Annotated in this window: 16 protein-coding genes; 11 read left to right on the forward strand and 5 right to left on the reverse strand. The window is 50.5% G+C overall.

Annotated features, from left to right (window positions below; all coding sequences use genetic code 11):
• Positions 1–61: 61 nt before the first annotated feature.
• Entirely contained in the window at positions 62–1,081 is a 1,020-nt protein-coding gene (pheS, locus tag BQ7480_RS03950) for a phenylalanine--tRNA ligase subunit alpha (protein WP_072541803.1), read from the reverse strand.
• Positions 1,082–1,227: 146 nt separating this feature from the next.
• Here pheS and BQ7480_RS03955 point away from each other — a divergent pair, with 146 nt between their 5' ends.
• From BQ7480_RS03955 to BQ7480_RS03975, 5 genes are all read left to right on the forward strand, one after another.
• Positions 1,228–2,085 carry a DUF4348 domain-containing protein gene (locus BQ7480_RS03955; protein ID WP_072541804.1) on the forward strand — a complete coding sequence of 286 codons (858 nt, stop codon included), beginning with the start codon at positions 1,228–1,230 and terminating at the stop codon, positions 2,083–2,085.
• Between the two features lie 4 nt (positions 2,086–2,089).
• Entirely contained in the window at positions 2,090–3,115 is a 1,026-nt protein-coding gene (gene murB / locus BQ7480_RS03960) for a UDP-N-acetylmuramate dehydrogenase (RefSeq protein ID WP_072541805.1), read from the forward strand.
• The gene (locus tag BQ7480_RS03965; RefSeq protein ID WP_072541806.1) at positions 3,112–3,909 is read left to right on the forward strand and encodes an MBL fold metallo-hydrolase; all 798 of its coding nucleotides are present in this window, start codon (positions 3,112–3,114) and stop codon (positions 3,907–3,909) included. The genes murB and BQ7480_RS03965 overlap by 4 nt, the downstream gene beginning before the upstream one ends.
• Positions 3,910–4,017: 108 nt before the next feature.
• Complete coding sequence (locus BQ7480_RS03970; RefSeq protein WP_072541807.1) at positions 4,018–5,559, forward strand: glycine--tRNA ligase; 1,542 nt, start codon at positions 4,018–4,020, stop codon at positions 5,557–5,559.
• A 13-nt stretch (positions 5,560–5,572) separates the two neighbouring features.
• Positions 5,573–6,247, forward strand: coding sequence for a BamJ family beta-barrel-assembly machinery protein (locus BQ7480_RS03975; protein ID WP_072541808.1), 675 nt, complete (start codon positions 5,573–5,575; stop codon positions 6,245–6,247).
• A gap of 72 nt (positions 6,248–6,319) precedes the next feature.
• On the opposite strand, the gene BQ7480_RS03980 is transcribed toward BQ7480_RS03975, so the two are convergent.
• Positions 6,320–7,093 carry a lytic transglycosylase domain-containing protein gene (locus BQ7480_RS03980; protein WP_072541809.1) on the reverse strand — a complete coding sequence of 258 codons (774 nt, stop codon included), beginning with the start codon at positions 7,091–7,093 and terminating at the stop codon, positions 6,320–6,322.
• Between the two features lie 187 nt (positions 7,094–7,280).
• Here BQ7480_RS03980 and BQ7480_RS03985 point away from each other — a divergent pair, with 187 nt between their 5' ends.
• From BQ7480_RS03985 to BQ7480_RS04000, 4 genes are all read left to right on the forward strand, one after another.
• Positions 7,281–7,694: a DUF6769 family protein gene (locus BQ7480_RS03985; protein ID WP_072541810.1), complete on the forward strand. Its 414-nt coding sequence runs from the start codon at positions 7,281–7,283 to the stop codon at positions 7,692–7,694.
• 98 nt (positions 7,695–7,792) lie between these two features.
• A complete protein-coding gene (locus BQ7480_RS03990; RefSeq protein ID WP_072541811.1) occupies positions 7,793–8,947 on the forward strand; it encodes an efflux RND transporter periplasmic adaptor subunit in 1,155 nt (384 codons plus the stop codon).
• Between the two features lie 12 nt (positions 8,948–8,959).
• Positions 8,960–12,070, forward strand: coding sequence for an efflux RND transporter permease subunit (locus tag BQ7480_RS03995; protein WP_072541812.1), 3,111 nt, complete (start codon positions 8,960–8,962; stop codon positions 12,068–12,070).
• Complete coding sequence (locus BQ7480_RS04000; protein WP_072541813.1) at positions 12,067–13,242, forward strand: TolC family protein; 1,176 nt, start codon at positions 12,067–12,069, stop codon at positions 13,240–13,242. Before BQ7480_RS03995 ends, BQ7480_RS04000 begins: the two co-directional genes overlap by 4 nt.
• A 215-nt stretch (positions 13,243–13,457) precedes the next feature.
• Here the strand turns inward: BQ7480_RS04000 and BQ7480_RS04005 are convergent, their stop codons facing one another.
• The 3 genes from BQ7480_RS04005 to BQ7480_RS04015 are packed head-to-tail and all read right to left on the reverse strand — an operon-like array spanning position 13,458 to position 16,258.
• On the reverse strand, positions 13,458–14,912 hold the full coding sequence (locus tag BQ7480_RS04005; protein ID WP_072541814.1) for a catalase: 1,455 nt from the start codon (positions 14,910–14,912) through the stop codon (positions 13,458–13,460).
• 40 nt (positions 14,913–14,952) lie between these two features.
• The gene (locus BQ7480_RS04010) at positions 14,953–15,375 is read right to left on the reverse strand and encodes an NADPH-dependent FMN reductase family protein (RefSeq protein WP_072541815.1); all 423 of its coding nucleotides are present in this window, start codon (positions 15,373–15,375) and stop codon (positions 14,953–14,955) included.
• Positions 15,350–16,258, reverse strand: a complete 909-nt coding sequence (locus tag BQ7480_RS04015) for a Vgb family protein (protein ID WP_072541816.1) — start codon at positions 16,256–16,258, stop codon at positions 15,350–15,352. The genes BQ7480_RS04010 and BQ7480_RS04015 overlap by 26 nt, the downstream gene beginning before the upstream one ends.
• 103 nt (positions 16,259–16,361) lie before the next feature.
• Here BQ7480_RS04015 and BQ7480_RS04020 point away from each other — a divergent pair, with 103 nt between their 5' ends.
• Entirely contained in the window at positions 16,362–17,252 is an 891-nt protein-coding gene (locus BQ7480_RS04020) for a LysR substrate-binding domain-containing protein (protein WP_072541817.1), read from the forward strand.
• Positions 17,253–17,381: 129 nt separating this feature from the next.
• Complete coding sequence (gene metA / locus BQ7480_RS04025; protein ID WP_072541818.1) at positions 17,382–18,305, forward strand: homoserine O-acetyltransferase MetA; 924 nt, start codon at positions 17,382–17,384, stop codon at positions 18,303–18,305.
• Position 18,306: the final 1 nt, after the last annotated feature.

The raw sequence follows: 18,306 nt of genomic DNA on the forward strand, positions 1-18,306 counted from the left end.
CTTTCCACTTTTTCCGGTGTAATCCGTGTTTTTATTACTATAGCGTATGGAAAATCAAGAATCAGTTGGCCGATTCGAATTCTTCCAAGAAGCGCGTGTCGTTTTCGGAGAACATACGCAAGTCTTTTACTTTGTATTTCAGGTTCGTGATACGTTCCACTCCCATACCGAAAGCATAACCTGTGTATACTTTGCTGTCAATGCCGTTGGCTTCCAGCACTGCCGGGTCTACCATACCGCATCCCAGAATTTCTACCCATCCGGTATATTTACAGAACGGACAGCCTTCACCACCGCAGATGTCGCAGCTGATATCCATTTCTGCACTAGGTTCCGTAAACGGAAAGTACGACGGGCGCAGGCGGATTTTTGTATCCGGACCAAACATTTCCTGTGCGAACTGCAGCAGCACCTGTTTCAGGTCGGTGAAAGAAACGTTCTTGTCCACGTACAGACCTTCTACCTGGTGGAAGAAGCAGTGGGCACGGTAGCTGATAGCCTCATTACGGTACACACGTCCCGGACAAATCACGCGGATAGGCGGTTGTGACACTTCCATTACGCGGCTCTGTACAGATGAAGTGTGTGTACGGAGGATGATGTCAGGATGGGTTTCGATGAAGAAGGTATCCTGCATGTCGCGTGCCGGATGGTCTTCAGGGAAGTTCATGGAAGAGAACACATGCCAGTCGTCTTCAACTTCCGGACCGTCGGCGATGGTAAAGCCCATACGACCGAAGATATCGATAATTTCGTTGCGTACAATTGTCAGCGGATGGCGCGTACCGAGTTTGATGGGATAGGCTGTACGAGTCAAATCCAGTTCGGCAGCACTGTTGTCCTGATTCTCGAATGTTTCTTTCAAAGCAGCAATGCGTTCTTGTGCCAGATTTTTCAACTCGTTCAATTTTATACCTACTTCTTTCTTCTGTTCTGCAGGTACGTTACGGAAGTCAGCCATCAGTGCATTGATGGCGCCTTTTTTGCTCAGGTATTTGATACGTAAAGCTTCCAGCTCATCTGGATTCTGTGCGGAGAGTGCTTTTACTTCCTGAAGCAACTGTTCTATTTTTGCTAACATATCTCTTCTTTAATTATTTTGTCTGCAAAGGTAAGGATTTAAACTGAAAAAATTCTGTTTTTCATTCAATAAAAAAGAAAACTCTTGTTTCGTAGACAATGAATGGAAAAAAAAGGTAATTTTGCGGCGATATTTGAGGAAACCAAATGAAAAGACTAATCTTTGGATGCTGTCTGCTGATGCTGATGGTATCGTGCGGAGGGGGGAAGAAGAAAGCAGACCCTTTCGCCGCATTGACTGAACAAATTGATTCTATAAAAGTACATCCGGATTCCATTCAGGATTCCACTGTGGTGGTAGAGGAGCAGGTTCCTGCGGCTGCAGATGAAAGTTTTGCTGATTTCTTTTATAATTTCGCTTCCGATGAGGCGTTTCAGCGGACGCGTGTGGTATTTCCTTTTTCTTTATACAAAGGGAAACAGGTGACCCGCATTCAGAAGGCAGGCTGGAAGTTTGATCCCTTGTTCAGTCGGGAACCGGCTTATACCGTCCTTTTCGATAAGGAAGAGGATATGGAAATTGAAAAAGATACCAGTCTGCATAGTGTGCAGGTCGACTGGATTTTTCTGACAGACCGGCGAATCAAGCGTTATTATTTTCAGCGGAAAAAAGATTCCTGGTTTCTGGAGGCCATCAATGTGGAAAAATTGCCGGACGAAGAAGATGGAAAGGAAGACTTCTATGCTTTCTATGAGCGGTTTTCACGAGATTCCTTGTTTCAGCAAGAACGTCTGCACGATCCGCTGAAGTTCGTGACGGCTGATCCGGAGGATGAGTTTCAGATACTTGAAACAACTTTGGAGCAGGGGCAATGGTTTGCTTTCCGTCCACCGATGATGAAGGGACGCATGACCAATGTGCATTACGGTCAGCCCGAGAATATACATTCTGACTATAAGGTCGTGGAATTTAAAGGATTTGGCAACGGTTTCAGTAATACGCTGTATTTTGAACGCTACGGAGGTGAATGGAAACTGATGCGATTTGAAGATTTGAGCGATTGACGATATGAAGGACTTTACAAATTACTCATTGCTTCCTTATAATACGTTCGGTATGGATGTAAAGGCGGCTCGTTTCGTGGAATATGAATCAGTGGATGAACTGCAGTGTTTCTTGAACGGACGGCAGGAAAAGGATGCGCCTCTTTTGCACGTAGGAAGAGGAAGTAATCTGCTGTTTGTGTCCGATTATTCGGGAACCGTGTTACATTCCGGTATTAAAGGCATGCAAGTGGTGCAGGAGACAGAGGATTTTGTGGACCTGCGTGTCGGAGCTGGCGAAGTGTGGGATGACCTAGTGGATTATACCGTACAGAAAGGATGGTATGGAGCGGAGAATCTTTCCTTGATACCCGGTGAAGTCGGTGCGTCTGCGGTGCAGAACATCGGGGCCTATGGGGTAGAAGCGAAAGATTTGATTGTGTCTGTCGAGACGGTTTCTGTCGCAACCGGCGAACTGCGGGTGTTTACGCACGAAGAATGCCGTTATGCGTATCGTGAAAGCATCTTCAAGCAGGAACTGAAAGGGAAATATATCGTCACTTATGTTACTTATCGCCTGAAAAAACATCCGGTGTATCATTTGGATTATGGGAACATCCGTTCCGAATTGGAAAAAGAGGGTGGACTACTTTCTTTGGCTGTTCTCCGACGAATCATCATACGTATCCGGGAGGAGAAACTTCCCGACCCGGAGAAAATCGGCAATGCCGGCAGTTTCTTTATGAATCCCATTGTACCGGTGCAGCAGTTTGAGGCGTTGCTGAAGCTTTATCCCGATATGCCTCACTACAAAGTGGATGAAAACCGGGTGAAAATTCCGGCCGGATGGATGATTGACCGTTGCGGCTGGAAGGGCAAACATCTGGGCCGGGCGGGAGTGCACGACAGGCAGGCGTTGGTGCTGGTCAATTTGGGTGGGGCCACCGGAGAAGAGGTGGTCCGGCTGGCAGAAGCGATAGTCTGTTCGGTGAAAGAGAAATTTGGTATCGCCATTTGTCCGGAAGTTAATTTTATTGGAGAAAAGCAATGAAGGTCACAATATTAGGTAGTGGCACCTCGACGGGTGTGCCACAAGTGGGGTGTATGTGTGAAGTGTGTACCAGTCATGACCCGCATGACAACCGGTTGCGTTGTTCGGGGCTGGTAGAGGTAAACGGGGTGCGTATCCTGATTGATTGTGGTCCGGATTTCCGGGAGCAGATGATTCGCCTGAACGATTACCGCCCGATTGACGGAGTATTGATAACGCACGAGCATTACGACCATGTGGGCGGGCTGGATGACTTGCGCCCTTTCTGCCGTTTCCGGGACATAGCGGTGTATGCCGAGGAGTATACAGCCACACGCCTGAAAAACCGGATGCCCTACTGTTTTGCCGAGAATCTTTATCCGGGTGTACCGCATATCCCTTTGCACTACATAGAAGAAGGGGTACCTTTCACTGTATCCAGCATGGAGGGGAATGAAGTGGAAGTCGTGCCTTTCCGCGTGATGCATGGACAACTTCCCATCATGGGATTCCGTATCGGTCCGATGGCATGGATTACCGACATGTCGAGAATGCCGGAAGAAAGCTATGATTGCCTGAAAGACCTGAAGCTTCTGGTGATGAATGCTTTGCGAATTGAACCCCATTGGACACACCAGTCTTTATCCGAGGCATTGGAACAGACGCAGCGCATCCATGCCGAAAAAACTTACTTCATTCACATGAGTCATCAGATTGGGCTGCATGCGAAAGTGCAGGCGCAATTGCAGGAAAACGTCTATCTGACCTACGACGGACTTCAGCTTGAGGTGGATGAGAGCGGCAAGATGAAGTGACTCATAAGATAAATTAATATACCTATGGTGCTTTTTTGTTGATAAATCTGTATCTTTGTGCCCTATTAAGTAGACATTTAAGTAGAAAAAATCAAAATAATAGGAAAAATGGCACAAGAAGACGTTTTCAAGAAACTTGTTTCACACTGTAAAGAATATGGTTTTGTATTCCCGTCAAGTGAAATTTATGATGGACTTGGAGCCGTATACGATTACGGTCAGAACGGTGTGGAACTGAAAAACAATATCAAACAGTACTGGTGGCAGAGCATGGTGTTGCTGCATGAGAACATCGTAGGTATCGATTCTGCAATTTTCATGCATCCTACCATTTGGAAGGCTTCCGGACACGTGGACGCTTTTAATGACCCGTTGATTGACAACCGTGATTCCAAGAAGCGCTACCGTGCCGATGTATTGATTGAAGATCAGATTGCCAAATACGACGAAAAGATAAACAAGGAAGTAGCCAAGGCTGCCAAGAAATACGGGGATGCTTTCAATGAAGCTGAATTCCGCAGTACCAATCCGCGTGTGCTGGAACACCAGGCCAAACGCGATGCGTTGCACGAGCGTTATTCCAAGGCAATGAATGCCAACGACCTGGCAGAACTTCGTCAGATTATTTTGGATGAAGAGATTGTATGTCCGATTTCAGGTACAAAGAACTGGACAGAAGTGCGTCAGTTCAACCTGATGTTTACCACCGAAATGGGTTCTACTGCCGACGGTGCCATGAAGGTTTATCTTCGTCCGGAAACCGCTCAGGGTATTTTCGTGAACTACTTGAACGTACAGAAGACAGGACGTATGAAGATTCCGTTCGGTATTGCTCAGATTGGTAAGGCTTTCCGTAACGAAATCGTGGCTCGTCAGTTCATTTTCCGTATGCGTGAGTTCGAACAGATGGAAATGCAGTTCTTCGTAAAACCGGGAACCGAACTCGAATGGTTCAAGAAATGGAAAGAAACTCGTTTGAAATGGCATAAGGCACTGGGCTTCGGCGATGACCACTATCGTTTCCATGACCATGAAAAGCTGGCTCACTATGCCAATGCGGCAACCGATATCGAGTTCCTGATGCCGTTCGGTTTCAAGGAAGTGGAAGGTATCCATTCTCGTACCAACTTCGACTTGAGCCAGCACGAAAAATTCTCTGGCAAGAGCATCAAGTATTTCGATCCGGAAATCAACGAAAGCTACATTCCGTATGTCATCGAAACTTCTATCGGTGTGGACCGTATGTTCCTGAGCGTGATGAGTGCCGCTTATCACGAAGAAAAGCTGGAAAACGGCGAAACACGTGTGGTATTGAAGTTGCCTGCTGCTTTGGCACCGGTGAAACTGGCTGTCATGCCGTTGGTCAAGAAAGACGGTCTGCCTGAAAAGGCCCGTGAAATTATCGATGACCTGAAATTCCACTTCAACTGCCAGTACGATGAAAAGGATTCCATCGGAAAGCGTTACCGTCGTCAGGATGCCATCGGTACTCCGTATTGTGTGACCGTCGATCATCAGACATTGGAAGACAACTGCGTAACCTTGCGTAACCGTGATACCATGGAACAGGAACGTGTGGCGATTGCAGATTTGAATAATATCATTGCCGACAAAGTCAGCATCACCAGCTTGCTGAAAACGTTGCAGTAATAAATTAAACTACATGAACAAGAACCTATTTTGGCTGATTGCCTTGTCATTTGTACTTTCTTTCGGATTTGCATCCTGCGCGAAAGATACGACCGTGGAAGACCCGTATGCAAACTGGGAAGTGCGTAATGACCGCTATTTGGATTCCATTGCGGATGTGGCCCGTACGCATCCGGGAGAATGGGAGATATATTGTAATTACAAGATTGCAAATGAAAGTACCTCTCCCGGACTGGGAGGAAGTTCGGTGGTGACCAATCCTTTCGAAACGCCTGCCAGCGTCAATGACTCGGTGTATATGAAGATTATTGAGCCGGGCACTGGAGCTACTCCTTTGTTTACGGACAGTGTCAGCGTGTACTACCGTGGCAAGCTGATTAACGGAACGGTGTTCGACCAGAATTATACGGGAGAGTTGGATGAGCAAATCCATGTACCTAGCCATCTGGCGATGCAGACCAAACGGACAGATGGACAATTGGTTGATGGGTTAATTGTGGGTTGGATGACTGCTTTGCAGCAGATGAAGGAAGGTCAGCGTGTGGAATTGTATATTCCGGCAGATTTGGCTTATGGAGAATCCTCACAGTCTTCCATTCCAGCTAACTCCATGTTGATTTTCGATTTGAAGCTGGAGAAGGTGATTCATCCGAAAGGAATTGAAAACTACAGCCTGAAAGTGAAGTAAATTCAGTCAGTGAAATAAAGAAACGCCATGAAGAAGGCTCCTGCGGGAGTGGGCTTCATGGCGTTTTTGTTTCTATCTTCTCCGTATTTTCTTGTAATAGTCGGGCACGGCAGAGATACCGAAATTTTCCGGATGGGTAAACAGGATTTTGATGGCCAGTAAGCGGTAGATATAGCGGTTGGTTTCTTCCACCAGTTGCAGGTCGATGGCTTCTTCCACTTTCTGCTCTTTCAGTTCCGTTCCGATGCGGGCCTGTCCGATGTTGTACGACTGTGCCACGGCCACCCAGTCGTGAAACTTGTCGTAGGCGGTGCGCAGGTAACGGCAGGCGGCATGGGTCGATTTTTCGATGTCCAGCCGTTCATCGATTTTCCGTTCCACCCGCAGACCGTATTCCCGGGCCGTCTCTTTCATGAACTGCCATAGTCCCAAGGCTCCCACGGGCGAGCGTGCCTCCGGATTCATGCCGCTTTCAATCACCATCAGGTATTTGAAATCGTCGGGAATCTGGTGTTCTTCCAGAATAGGTTCTATAAGAGGAAAGAAATAAGCCGCTTTTTGTTGGAGCGACTGGGAAAAGCGGGACAAGGAGGCCAGTTCCCTGCGCAGCTTCCGTTTGCGGTCGGAAGGATCCAGATTCACCTGTTCCCCACAGAAAATCAGTACGTTCGGTTCCAGCAGACTGTCGGCCACTTCAATGCGGCTGAGTGCGGCATAGGCAGGAGTGCCTTCTATCTCTTCTTCGGGAAGTGAAGGTCGGGGCCTCCGGTCGGGACCTTGCGCATGCACTGTCAAGGGTGCGAGAGGCAGGAAACACACCAGCAGCAATGTCAGACCAGATTTCATACTTCGTTTTTTTTCATGTTATCTTTTCTTGCTGGCAAAGGTAAGCGATTTATGGTCAGGGTGTACTGTCAGACTTTTAAAAGTTTTTCCGCATCGGTGGAGGTTGAACGGTAAAAAGGTCAGGTAGCAGGCAAAACGTTGTTTTTTTCTGTATTTCTTTTTACCTTTGTGCCCGTCAGAGAAGGGAATGAAACATCGCGTAAATGCATATTGCCTGTTGCTTGTCAGTTTGTGGGTGCTGGTGGTCGGAGTTTTTCCACATCATCATCACAACGAAGCGTTCTGTGTCAGTCCGGACATGGAAACCTGTACTCCTGTGCATGTGCATGCGGAAGGAGAGACTTGTCATTGTCCCGGTGATGCCGACAAGCATACCTGCGATATCAGCTGTGTGACCCATTTCTCTTTTTCCACTCCGCATCATTCCCCGGATTTCACGCCGGATTATACGTATTATACTTTGATTTATCTGTCGTCCATGTGGTTGGAGACGCCTGTCTCTGTGGAATCTACGGACCTGACTTCCTATTACATCGAAAGATTACACGCCCGGAACTTTTCGGCCGTGCGGAATTTCCGTGCCCCTCCCTTTGCTGCTTGAAACAACTCCGCGTGGGAGATAGAGAGAAGTGTACTTTGCAACCAGCTTGCAGGGTATAGACGTTATTTTTGCAGCAAAATTAAAAACACCGTAATTCAATGAAAAACTATATTTTGACAGGCACATTGTGTATGTTCCTGTTGGGTGCATGTGGAGAGCATGCCCATGAACATGGCGAGGAGGGACACAGCCATGAAGAAGAAATGCATGCCGGAGAAAAGGCCGGCCATTCCGATGAGATTATCTTGGCCCCTGAAAAGGCGAAGGCGGCAGGTGTGGAGGCCGAAACCGTTCATGCGGGAAGTTTTCGCAATGTAATTCATACCAGCGGACAGATTCTGGCTGCCCAGGGCGAGGAAGCTACTGTGGTGGCCGCTTCCTCGGGTGTGGTTTCTTTCTCCCGGAAAGTGGCCGAAGGAATGGCCGTCGGCAAGGGAACGGAACTGCTGAGTGTGTCGGCTGCCCATATTCAGGATGGTGATCCTGTGCAGAAAGCCAAGGTGGCTTATGAGAAGGCCAAGGAAGAATACGAACGGGCTCAAAAACTGGTGAGCAGTCAGATTGTGTCGCAAAAAGACTTTGCGGCCTTGCGTGAAGCCTACGAGAATGCCCGTCTCACCTACGAAGCGTTGAAGCCGAGCATGTCGGGCAAGGGAGTATCTGTCAAGTCTCCTATCGGCGGATTTATCAAGACGTGCCTGGTGAAGGAAGGCGATTATGTGACAGTGGGCCAGCCGTTGATGACGGTGACACAGTCTCGTCGGTTGGTGTTGAAGGCGGAAGTGTCCGAGCGTTATTATGCGCAGCTTTCCCAGGTGGTGTCTGCCAATTTCCAGACTCCTTATAATAATAAGGTCTATAGCCTTGAGAGTCTGGGTGGCAAATTGCTTTCTTTCGGTAAGTCTTCGGGAGATACCTCTTATTATGTGCCGGTGACTTTTGAGTTCGACAACCGGGGAGAGATGATTCCCGGTTCTTTCGTGGAGGTGTACCTCTTGTCGGGTGAACGGAACGGGGTGTTGAGTCTTCCGCTATCGGCCTTGACCGAGGAACAGGGTGTGTATTTCGTCTACTTGAAGCTGGACGAGGAGTGCTATAAAAAGCAGGAAGTGAAACTGGGAACTTCCGACGGCAGCCGGGTAGAGATTCTTTCCGGTGTGAAAGATGGGGATACGGTGGTGACCCGTGGTGCAATTCATGTCAAACTGGCCTCGGCTTCCAATGCCATTCCGGCGCATACACATAATCATTAAAGCGGAGGAACTATGTTGAACAAGATTATACGATTTTCCTTACAGAACCGCTTGCTGGTGCTGGTGGCTTCGGTGCTGTTACTGATAGGAGGAACCTATACGGCCTTTCACACCGAAGTGGATGTGTTTCCCGACCTGAATGCCCCGACGGTGGTGGTGATGACCGAGGCCAACGGCATGGCGGCAGAGGAAGTGGAACAGCTGGTCACTTTCCCTATCGAGACGGCGGTGAACGGAGCGACCAATGTGCGACGGGTGCGTTCTTCCTCCACCACGGGCTTTTCAGTGGTTTGGGTCGAGTTTGAATGGGATACCGATATCTATCTGGCTCGTCAGATTGTGTCTGAGAAGCTGGCCGCAGTGGGCGAGTCTTTGCCGGACAATGTGGGGAAGCCCACGCTGGGACCACAGTCGTCTATTTTGGGCGAATTGCTGATTGTGGGCCTGAACGCCGATTCTACTTCTATGCAGGATTTGCGTACGCTGGCCGACTGGACCATCCGTCCGCGTCTGTTGTCCACCGGAGGTGTGGCACAGGTGGCCGTACTGGGGGGAGACATCAAGGAATACCAGATTCTGATTCATCCCGACCGGATGCGTCATTATGGGGTAACTCTGGGAGAGGTGATGGCCGTGTCGCGCAACATGAACCAGAATACCAACGGAGGTGTCATCTATGAATATGGCAACGAGTACATTGTGCGGGGAGTGCTTTCTACGGACGATGTGCATAAGTTGGGACGGGCTGTCATCAAGACCACGGCAGAGGGAGCACCCATTACCTTGGAAGACGTGGCCGATGTGCGTATCGGTTCACAGCAGCCCAAGCTGGGAGTGGCTTCCGAAAAAGGAAAGCCGGCCGTACTGCTCACGGTAACGAAGCAGCCCAACACGGGTACGATTGCCTTGACGGAACAGCTGGAGAAGGCCTTGGCCGACTTGCAGAAGAACCTGCCGAAGGATGTGAAAATCTCTACTGATGTGTTCCGCCAGTCGCGTTTCATCGAAAGCTCCATCAGCAACGTACAGGAATCGCTGTATGAAGGTGCTATCTTTGTGGTCATCGTGCTCTTCCTGTTCCTGGCCAATACGCGGACAACGATTATTTCGTTGATTACCCTTCCTCTTTCCCTGGTGGTGGCCATTCTGGTACTGCACTACATGGGGCTGAGTATCAATACCATGAGTCTGGGAGGTATGGCCATCGCCATCGGTTCGCTGGTGGATGATGCCATTGTCGATGTGGAAAACGTGTGGAAGCACCTGCGGGAAAACAAGATGCTCCCGCCGGAAGAACGCAAGCCGGTACGCGAGGTGGTGTTCAATGCCTCGCGCGAGGTACGTATGCCGATTCTGAACTCCACACTGATTATCATTGTGAGCTTTATTCCGCTTTTCTTTCTGACCGGGATGGAAGGCCGTATGCTGGTGCCGCTGGGCATTGCCTTCATCGTGTCTTTGTTTGCTTCTACGGTGGTGGCGCTGACCCTGACTCCGGTGTTGTGCAGTTACTTGCTGGGCGGAAAAACAAAAGGAGACGGACTGCCGAAAGAAGCCTTCTTGGCCGTATGGCTGAAGAAATATTACGAACGGGCCTTGCTTTGGTCGCTGGAGCACAAGAAGACGGTGCTGGGAGGTACGGTTGCCGTGTTCGTGGTGGCTTTGGGCATCTTCTTTACGTTGGGCCACAGCTTCCTGCCGTCGTTCAATGAAGGGTCGTTTACCATCAATGTCAGCTCCCTGCCGGGTATTTCGTTGGAAGAATCCGACAAGATTGGGCGTCAGGCCGAGGAAATCCTGCTCTCCATTCCGGAAATACAGACCGTGGCCCGCAAGACGGGACGTGCGGAACTGGATGAGCATGCGCTGGGCGTGAACGTGTCGGAAATAGAAGCGCCTTTCGAGCTGAAGGACCGTTCGCATGCCGAACTGCTGGCGGATGTCCGTCAGAAACTGTCGGTCATCACGGGGGCCAACATTGAAATCGGACAGCCCATCAGTCACCGTATCGACGCCATGTTGAGTGGTACGCAGGCCAGCATTGCCATCAAGCTGTTCGGAGATGACCTGAACCGGATGTTTGCTTTGGGCAATCAGATAAAGGCGGCCATCAGTGATGTGGAAGGTGTGGCCGACCTGAACGTGGAGCAGCAGATTGAACGTCCGGAACTGAAGATTGTACCCAAGCGGGAGATGCTGGCCAAGTATGGCATCTCGTTGCCGCAGTTCAGTGAGTTCGTGCAGGTGAATATGGCCGGCGAGGTCGTGTCGCAGGTGTATGAAAAGGGAAAGACCTTCAACCTGGTGGTGCGTGCGGATGAGGCCGACCGGGGCGAGATGGACCGTGTGAAAGACCTGATGATTGACGATGCGCAGGGGCGGAAGATTCCCTTGTCGTACGTGGCCGATGTGGTGTCTTCCATGGGACCGAACACCATCAACCGGGAAAACGTGAAACGGAAAATCGTGATTTCGGCCAATACCAGCGGGCGCGACTTGCGCAGCGTGGTGAATGACATCCAGCGTCGGGTGGACGAGAAGATTACGTTGCCCGAAGGCTATCACATCGAATACGGCGGACAGTTTGAAAGCGAGCAGGCCGCCAGCCGTACCTTGCTGCTGACTTCCCTGATGAGCATCGTGGTCATCTTCCTGTTGCTGTACATGCAGTTCCACGATGCCGCCGAGAGCGGGGTAATTCTGTTGAACCTGCCGCTGGCCCTGATTGGCGGTGTGTTTGCTCTGTGGCTGACTACGGGTGAAGTCAGTATTCCGGCCATCATCGGATTTATCTCCTTGTTCGGTATTGCCACCCGAAACGGTATGTTGCTGGTCACCCACTACAACCTGTTGCGTGAAGAGCAGCATCTGGATGTGCGCGAAAGTATCGTACACGGTTCGCTCGACCGTCTGAACCCGATTCTGATGACCGCCCTTTCGTCTGCCCTGGCCCTGATTCCGCTGGCCTTGCGCGGCGACCTGCCGGGCAATGAGATTCAGAGTCCGATGGCCAAGGTCATCCTGGGAGGATTGCTGACCTCCACTTTCCTGAATGCCTTTGTCATTCCTATTGTGTATGAGTTAATGAACCGGAAGAAAACGACTAAAAGAACAGAAGCATGAAAAAATTTGGATGGATATTGCTTGCGGGCCTGGCTTTTTCCGGCGGGCTACAGGCACAGAAAATAGAAGAGGTGCTGCAATCCGTGGAGCAGCACAATAAGGAACTTCAGGCCAGTGTGCATCGCATGGAAGCGGCCAAGATGGAAGTGCAGACACGGAATAACCTGGAAGACCCCAGTGTGGAGTACAGTCCGTTTTATGCAAGCAATGTGGACGGCATGGCCAGTTCGGAACTGGTGGTGACGCAGGGATTTGATTTCCCCACGCTGTATGCGGCACGCAACCGTTCCGGAAAATCGCAGAAAAACGTGCTGGACCGTCAGCAGCAGGTGCTCCGTCGCGACATTCTGCTGCAAGCCAAGAACCTGTGTCTGGACCTGATTCGGCTGAACCAGGAACAGCAGTTGCTGGCCGAGCGGATGAAGAATGCCGATGCCCTGTTGGAGTTGTTCGAAAAACGCCTGAAAGAGGGGGATGCCAATGCCCTGGAAGTGAATAAAATCAAGATGGAACGCATGAAGGTGCAGACCGAAGTGGCTCAGAACAATGCCACACACCGTACGGCATTGCAGCAGTTGCTGGCCATGAACGGTAATATGCCATTGGAATTTGCGGAAACGGATTATCCGAAGGTTGAAGCTATCCGGGATTATCAGACGTTGTATAACGAAGTGATGCAGTCGGATGTCGATTTGCAGGTGGCTGAGGCAACAGCTCAGGCCGCTTCGGAAGAAGTGAAGGTAAACAAGCAGAACTGGTTGCCGAAGCTGGAAGTGGGCTACCGGCGGAATACCTCGGTGGGAGAGAAGAGTAACGGTTTCCTGGTAGGAGGCAGTTTTCCTTTGTTTTCCAACCGTAAGAAACTGAAAATTGCGAAAGCCCAGGCGTTGAGTGCGAACTTGCAGCGCGACAATGCCCGCCTGCAGGTGGAAGCCAAGGTACAGAGCCAGTTCAACGAGATGCAGCAGTTGCATGAGGCGATGCAGGCCTACGATGTGCCTTTGATGCACCACACCCTCCGTCTACTCTACGATGCCGTCACGGCCGGCCAGTTGTCCATCATCGACTTTTATGTGGAGGCCGACAATGTATATGGCAACCTGCAAAGCTACATGACGCTGGAGAACCAGTACCAGAAGCTCATGGCCGACATCTATAAAAACCGTTTGTAAATCAACTGTGGTAAAAAAGCAAAACCGCCCCTGCGAAGAGGCGGTTTTTTTTCGATGTTTTTTACGTTTCCCGTGGCCGAAACGTAGGTTTTCCGCCCGAGAAACATACGTTTCCGCAGTGGGAAACGTACGTTTTTCCCGAGGGAAACGTAAAAAAGACTCCAGTGTTTCAGGGAAAAGCGGCTGGCCTTTCCCTGAAACAGCCGGGAAATACCTTAAATTCTGTCCAACGGAATGTGAAGGGCCTGGGCCACTCCCTTGCCGTAGTTTTCATCCGCCTGCATGCAGTTCCGGATGTGGCGGAGCTTGATTTCTTCCGGAATGTCTCCCATGGCTCTGGCCGTATTCTCAAAGAGCACCTGTTGCTGGGCAGGTGTCATCAGGCGGAACAGGGCACGAGGCTGAGAATAGTAGTCTGCGTCATCTTCCCGGTAATCCCACTGATAAGCCGCGCCGTCCAGTTCCAGAGGCGGTTCCTTGTATTCGCCCTGCTGCTGCCATTCTCCGTAGCTGTTGGGTTCATAGCCCAAGGTCGAACCGTGGTTGCCGTCCACGCGCATCTGTCCGTCGCGGTGGTACATGTTCAGGAAAGGACAACGGCTCCGGTTGACCGGAATCTGGTGGTGGTTGACGCCCAGACGGTAACGCTGCGTGTCACCGTAAGAGAAGAGACGGCCCTGCAGCATGCGGTCGGGTGAGAAACTGATACCCGGCACCACGTTGGCCGGATTGAAAGCCGCCTGTTCCACGTCGGCGAAATAATTCTCCGGGTTGCGGTTCAGTTCGAGCACCCCCACCTCTATCAGCGGATATTCCTTTTGCGACCAGACTTTGGTCAGGTCGAAGGGGTTGAACGGACACGCTTTGGCCTGTTCTTCCGTCATCAGCTGGATGTACATCGTCCATTTCGGGAAGTCGCCTTTTTCAATGCTTTCGTAGAGGTCGCGCTGGTGGCTTTCCCGGTCTTTCGCGATAATCGCTTCCGCTTCCGCATCGGTCAGGTTACGGATGCCCTGCTGGGTGTGCAGGTGGAATTTGACCCACGTACGTTTCCCTTCCGCATTGATCAGGGAGAACGTGTGGCTGCCATAGCCGTGCATGTGGCGGTACGAAGCCGGAATACCGCGGTCGCTCATGGTGATGGTCACCTGGTGCAGGGCTTCGGGCAGCGAAGTCCAGAAGTCCCAGTTGTTGCGCGGGCTGCGCATGTTTGTACGCGGGTCCCGTTTCACCGCATGGTTCAAGTCGGGGAATTTCAGCGGGTCGCGCAGGAAGAACACCGGCGTGTTGTTTCCCACCAAGTCCCAGTTGCCTTCTTCGGTATAGAATTTGATGGCGAAGCCACGGATGTCACGTTCCGCATCTGCCGCCCCACGTTCACCGGCCACCGTAGAAAAGCGGACAAACAGTTCCGTTTCCTTTCCTACTTGTGAAAAGATGGCCGCCTTGGTGTAGGCCGTGATATCGTGCGTGACCGTAAATTTTCCAAACGCTCCCGAGCCTTTGGCGTGCATGCGCCGTTCGGGAATCACTTCGCGGTCAAAATGTGCCAGTTTTTCGAGAAACCACACATCCTGTAAAAGCATCGGGCCTCTTCGTCCTGCGGTAGCCACATTCTGGTTGTCGGCTACGGGTGCGCCTGAGGCACTGGTAAGTTTCTTTTTTTCCATAAGCATTACATTAGTGATTTAATAATAGATTAAGAAGGAGTTATACGGTGATGAACCGGTCCAGGATTTGTTTGTCTGAGTCGGTCAGCAAGCCGTTTTTGGATTGCAGGAAAGGTACAGAGGCTTTCCGGGAAATACGCAAGGTTTTCTTCATGTTCCGGAGCATGCTTCCTGTCCTGAATTTATACGTAGTGAAAAGCAGCGTGCGATGAGAAGGCACTTGTCCTGCCATTCGTCGGCTGCAGGCTTTCCATTGCCGGTGCGGGTGCTGTCCGACGACGAAACAGCCGCAGGTCCAGCATCCCGACAGCAGGAAATCCGTTTCTGCCAGCTTCTGAGGGTCGAAATCGGAAATCGCACACAGGCTGACATGCAGCCCTTTCGACCAGAGATACATTGCAATCTCTCTGGCGAAAAAGGCTGTCTTTCCTTTGTGGCTATAATACAGCACAGTTGCCTTCATGGGATTTGCAGCAACAAGATTCCTTTACAACCACTACCCGGCTGTTAGGCAGGTCGGGAATGTAGATAAAGCCGTCTTTTGCGGTGATGTCGGCCGGGCCAATCAGCGGCTGTTCCAGTTTCAAAGGCAGAGGAGACATCTTTCCGCTGGCCAGGTCGATGCGGCTCAGTTGGGCCGGTGTCCAGTTGGTGACAATCAGCGATTTTCCATCGGAAGAGAAAGCGATGCCGTCGTATTGTCCGGTCACTTCCGTCAGTTTGCGGGCCACGGGCTGCTTCAGGTTGTCGATGCGGTAAATCACGTTGGCTTCCTTGGTCACTCCGTCGGCCGGATAAGAAGCCACATACATCATTCCGTCACGTACGAGCAGTCCGTTCGGTCCGCTGATTTGCAGCCATTCTTCAGGCTGTCCCGGCTGGGCCGGATTGCTGATGTCCAGGCGGAAAATACGGTCGGTGTTGGTCACTGAAGCATACAGATAGTTTCCGTCGGCTGCCAGGTCGTTGACAAACAGGTTGCCTTCGGGCAGGGAAATGACTTTCGGCTTTTCCGCCTTGTCGGTCAGGTGATACACCACAATCTTGTTCACATCACATACATACAGGTAGTCCTGACGGATGAACATTCCTTTGGGAGCCGACAGATTGCCGTCGGCCGGAACCATGACCTGGGTCTTTCCGTCCTTATAAAATGCGATGTATCCTTTTCCTTCCGTGTTCAGCGGATTCAGTTCTGCGGTACCGAAGTTGGCCACCAGGATACCTCCCTGATACGGATACGTACTTTCACAATAACGAAGTCCTTCGTTTACTACTCCTTTTACGGTTTGTGCCGACAAACTTATCGACAAGCAAACAAACATTGCACTGAGAATCTTTTTCATCTTTTTACGTTTATTTTTTGACAAAGTTAAATGCGAACCAAATATTTTCTATATTTGTAGCACTCATTTTTCCGATAACATTCATAGGCAGAAACGATAAGAAATGGAACTTCGTCAGTTGAAATATTTTAAAGCGGCCTGCGAATTGCAGAATTTTTCGGAGGCGGCACGTGCGTTGTTTATCTCGCAGAGTACACTTTCCCAGCAGATTAAGCAGCTGGAAGATGAATTGGACGTCTTGCTTTTCGACCGCATCGGGAAGCGGGTAGTCCCTACGGAAGCCGGACTGGCTTTTTTGCCTTATGCGGCAAAGGCCCTTTACGATGCGGAAGACGGGAAACAGATTATCCGCGACTTGAAAGGGATAGAGACGGGGGTGCTTCACATCGGGGTGACTTATAGCATGAGTCCCTTGCTGATTGCTGCATTGGGCCGCTTCACGAAAACCTATCCGAAGGTCAAGGTCGATATCAGTTTCGCCACCTCGGAAGAACTGTTGGAAGAGCTGGAGGCCAACCACCTGGACTTTGTATTGTCTTTCAAGCCGGAAGGCACGTCGGAAGGGTTTGAAACCCTGTCGTTGTTCTCTTCCCGGCTCCGCTTCATCGTGCATCGCTCGCATCCGTTGGCCGGACTTTCTTCCATTACCCTGAAACGTCTTTCCGAAACTCCGCTGGTGCTGCCGGGGCAAGGTTTTGCCACCCGGAAAAAGGTGGACGAACTTTGCCGGACCCATCGGCTGGAACTGACGGTGGGCGTGGAAATGAACGACGTACATACCATTATCCATACGTTGCGTGCGGGCTATTGGGCTACTATCCTGACGCAGGCTGCCGTGCGGGGAGAGGAAGATTTGGTGCAGATTCCTATCTTGTGTGCCGACAAGCTGACCTCGGAAGGTTGTCTGTTCTGGGCGCAGGGAAACTACCGGAAAAAGTCGGCGCTGGCATTCGCCGATTTTTTGCAGAAGACGGTCGGAAACGGGGGAGAATGAGATTGGCCGGAGGATGCCGGCGGGTTTAAAAAATGATAAGGGCAAAAAAAGATGGACGGCTCTTCCCCGTAATCCGTGCCGAATTATTAACTTTGCCCTTTGATAGAAAATAAACAGAAACACAGCAATATGCCATTAAATTTACCCGATAAACTGCCTGCAATCGAGTTGTTGAAGCAAGAGAATATTTTCGTGATAGACAATTCGCGGGCCAGCTCGCAGGACATCCGTCCGTTGAAGATTGTCGTACTCAACCTTATGCCGCTTAAAATAACGACAGAAACCGACTTGATTCGTTTGCTGTCCAACTCTCCTCTACAGATTGAGGTGAGCCTGATGAAGCTGAAAAGCCATACTTCAAAGAATACGCCGGTGGAGCACATGAAAGCGTTCTATCGTGATTTTGAACTGATGAGAAATGAAAAGTTCGACGGAATGATTATTACCGGAGCCCCGGTGGAACACCTGGATTTTGAAGATGTCAACTACTGGGACGAGGTGACGGATATTTTCGAATGGACCCGTACCCATGTCACCTCCACGTTCTATATCTGCTGGGCGGCACAGGCCGGCTTGTATTATCATTACGGCATCCCGAAGTATCCGTTGGACAAGAAGATGTTCGGTATCTTTGAACACCACATCTGCAAGGGCTTCGAGCATCTGCCCATCTTCCGTGGATTCGACGACGTGTTCTATGTGCCTCATAGCCGTCACACCGAAGTCCGCCGGGAAGACATTGAAAAATGCAAGGACCTGCAGATTATTTCCGAGTCGCCCGAGTCGGGTGTACACATCGTGATGGCCCGCGGCGGACGTGAGTTTTTCGTGACCGGCCATTCGGAATATTCTCCTTATACGCTGGATACGGAATACCGCCGTGACCTGGGCAAAGGCCTGCCCATTGAAATGCCACGCAATTACTACCGTGACAACGATCCGGAAAAAGGACCGCTGGTGCGCTGGCGGAGCGTGGCCAACCTGTTGTTCTCCAACTGGATGAACTATTATGTGTACCAAGAAACTCCTTACGATATCAACCAGATAAAATAAG

Source organism: Bacteroides mediterraneensis (assembly GCF_900128455.1).
Taxonomy (GTDB): Bacteria; Bacteroidota; Bacteroidia; order Bacteroidales; family Bacteroidaceae; genus Phocaeicola; species Phocaeicola mediterraneensis.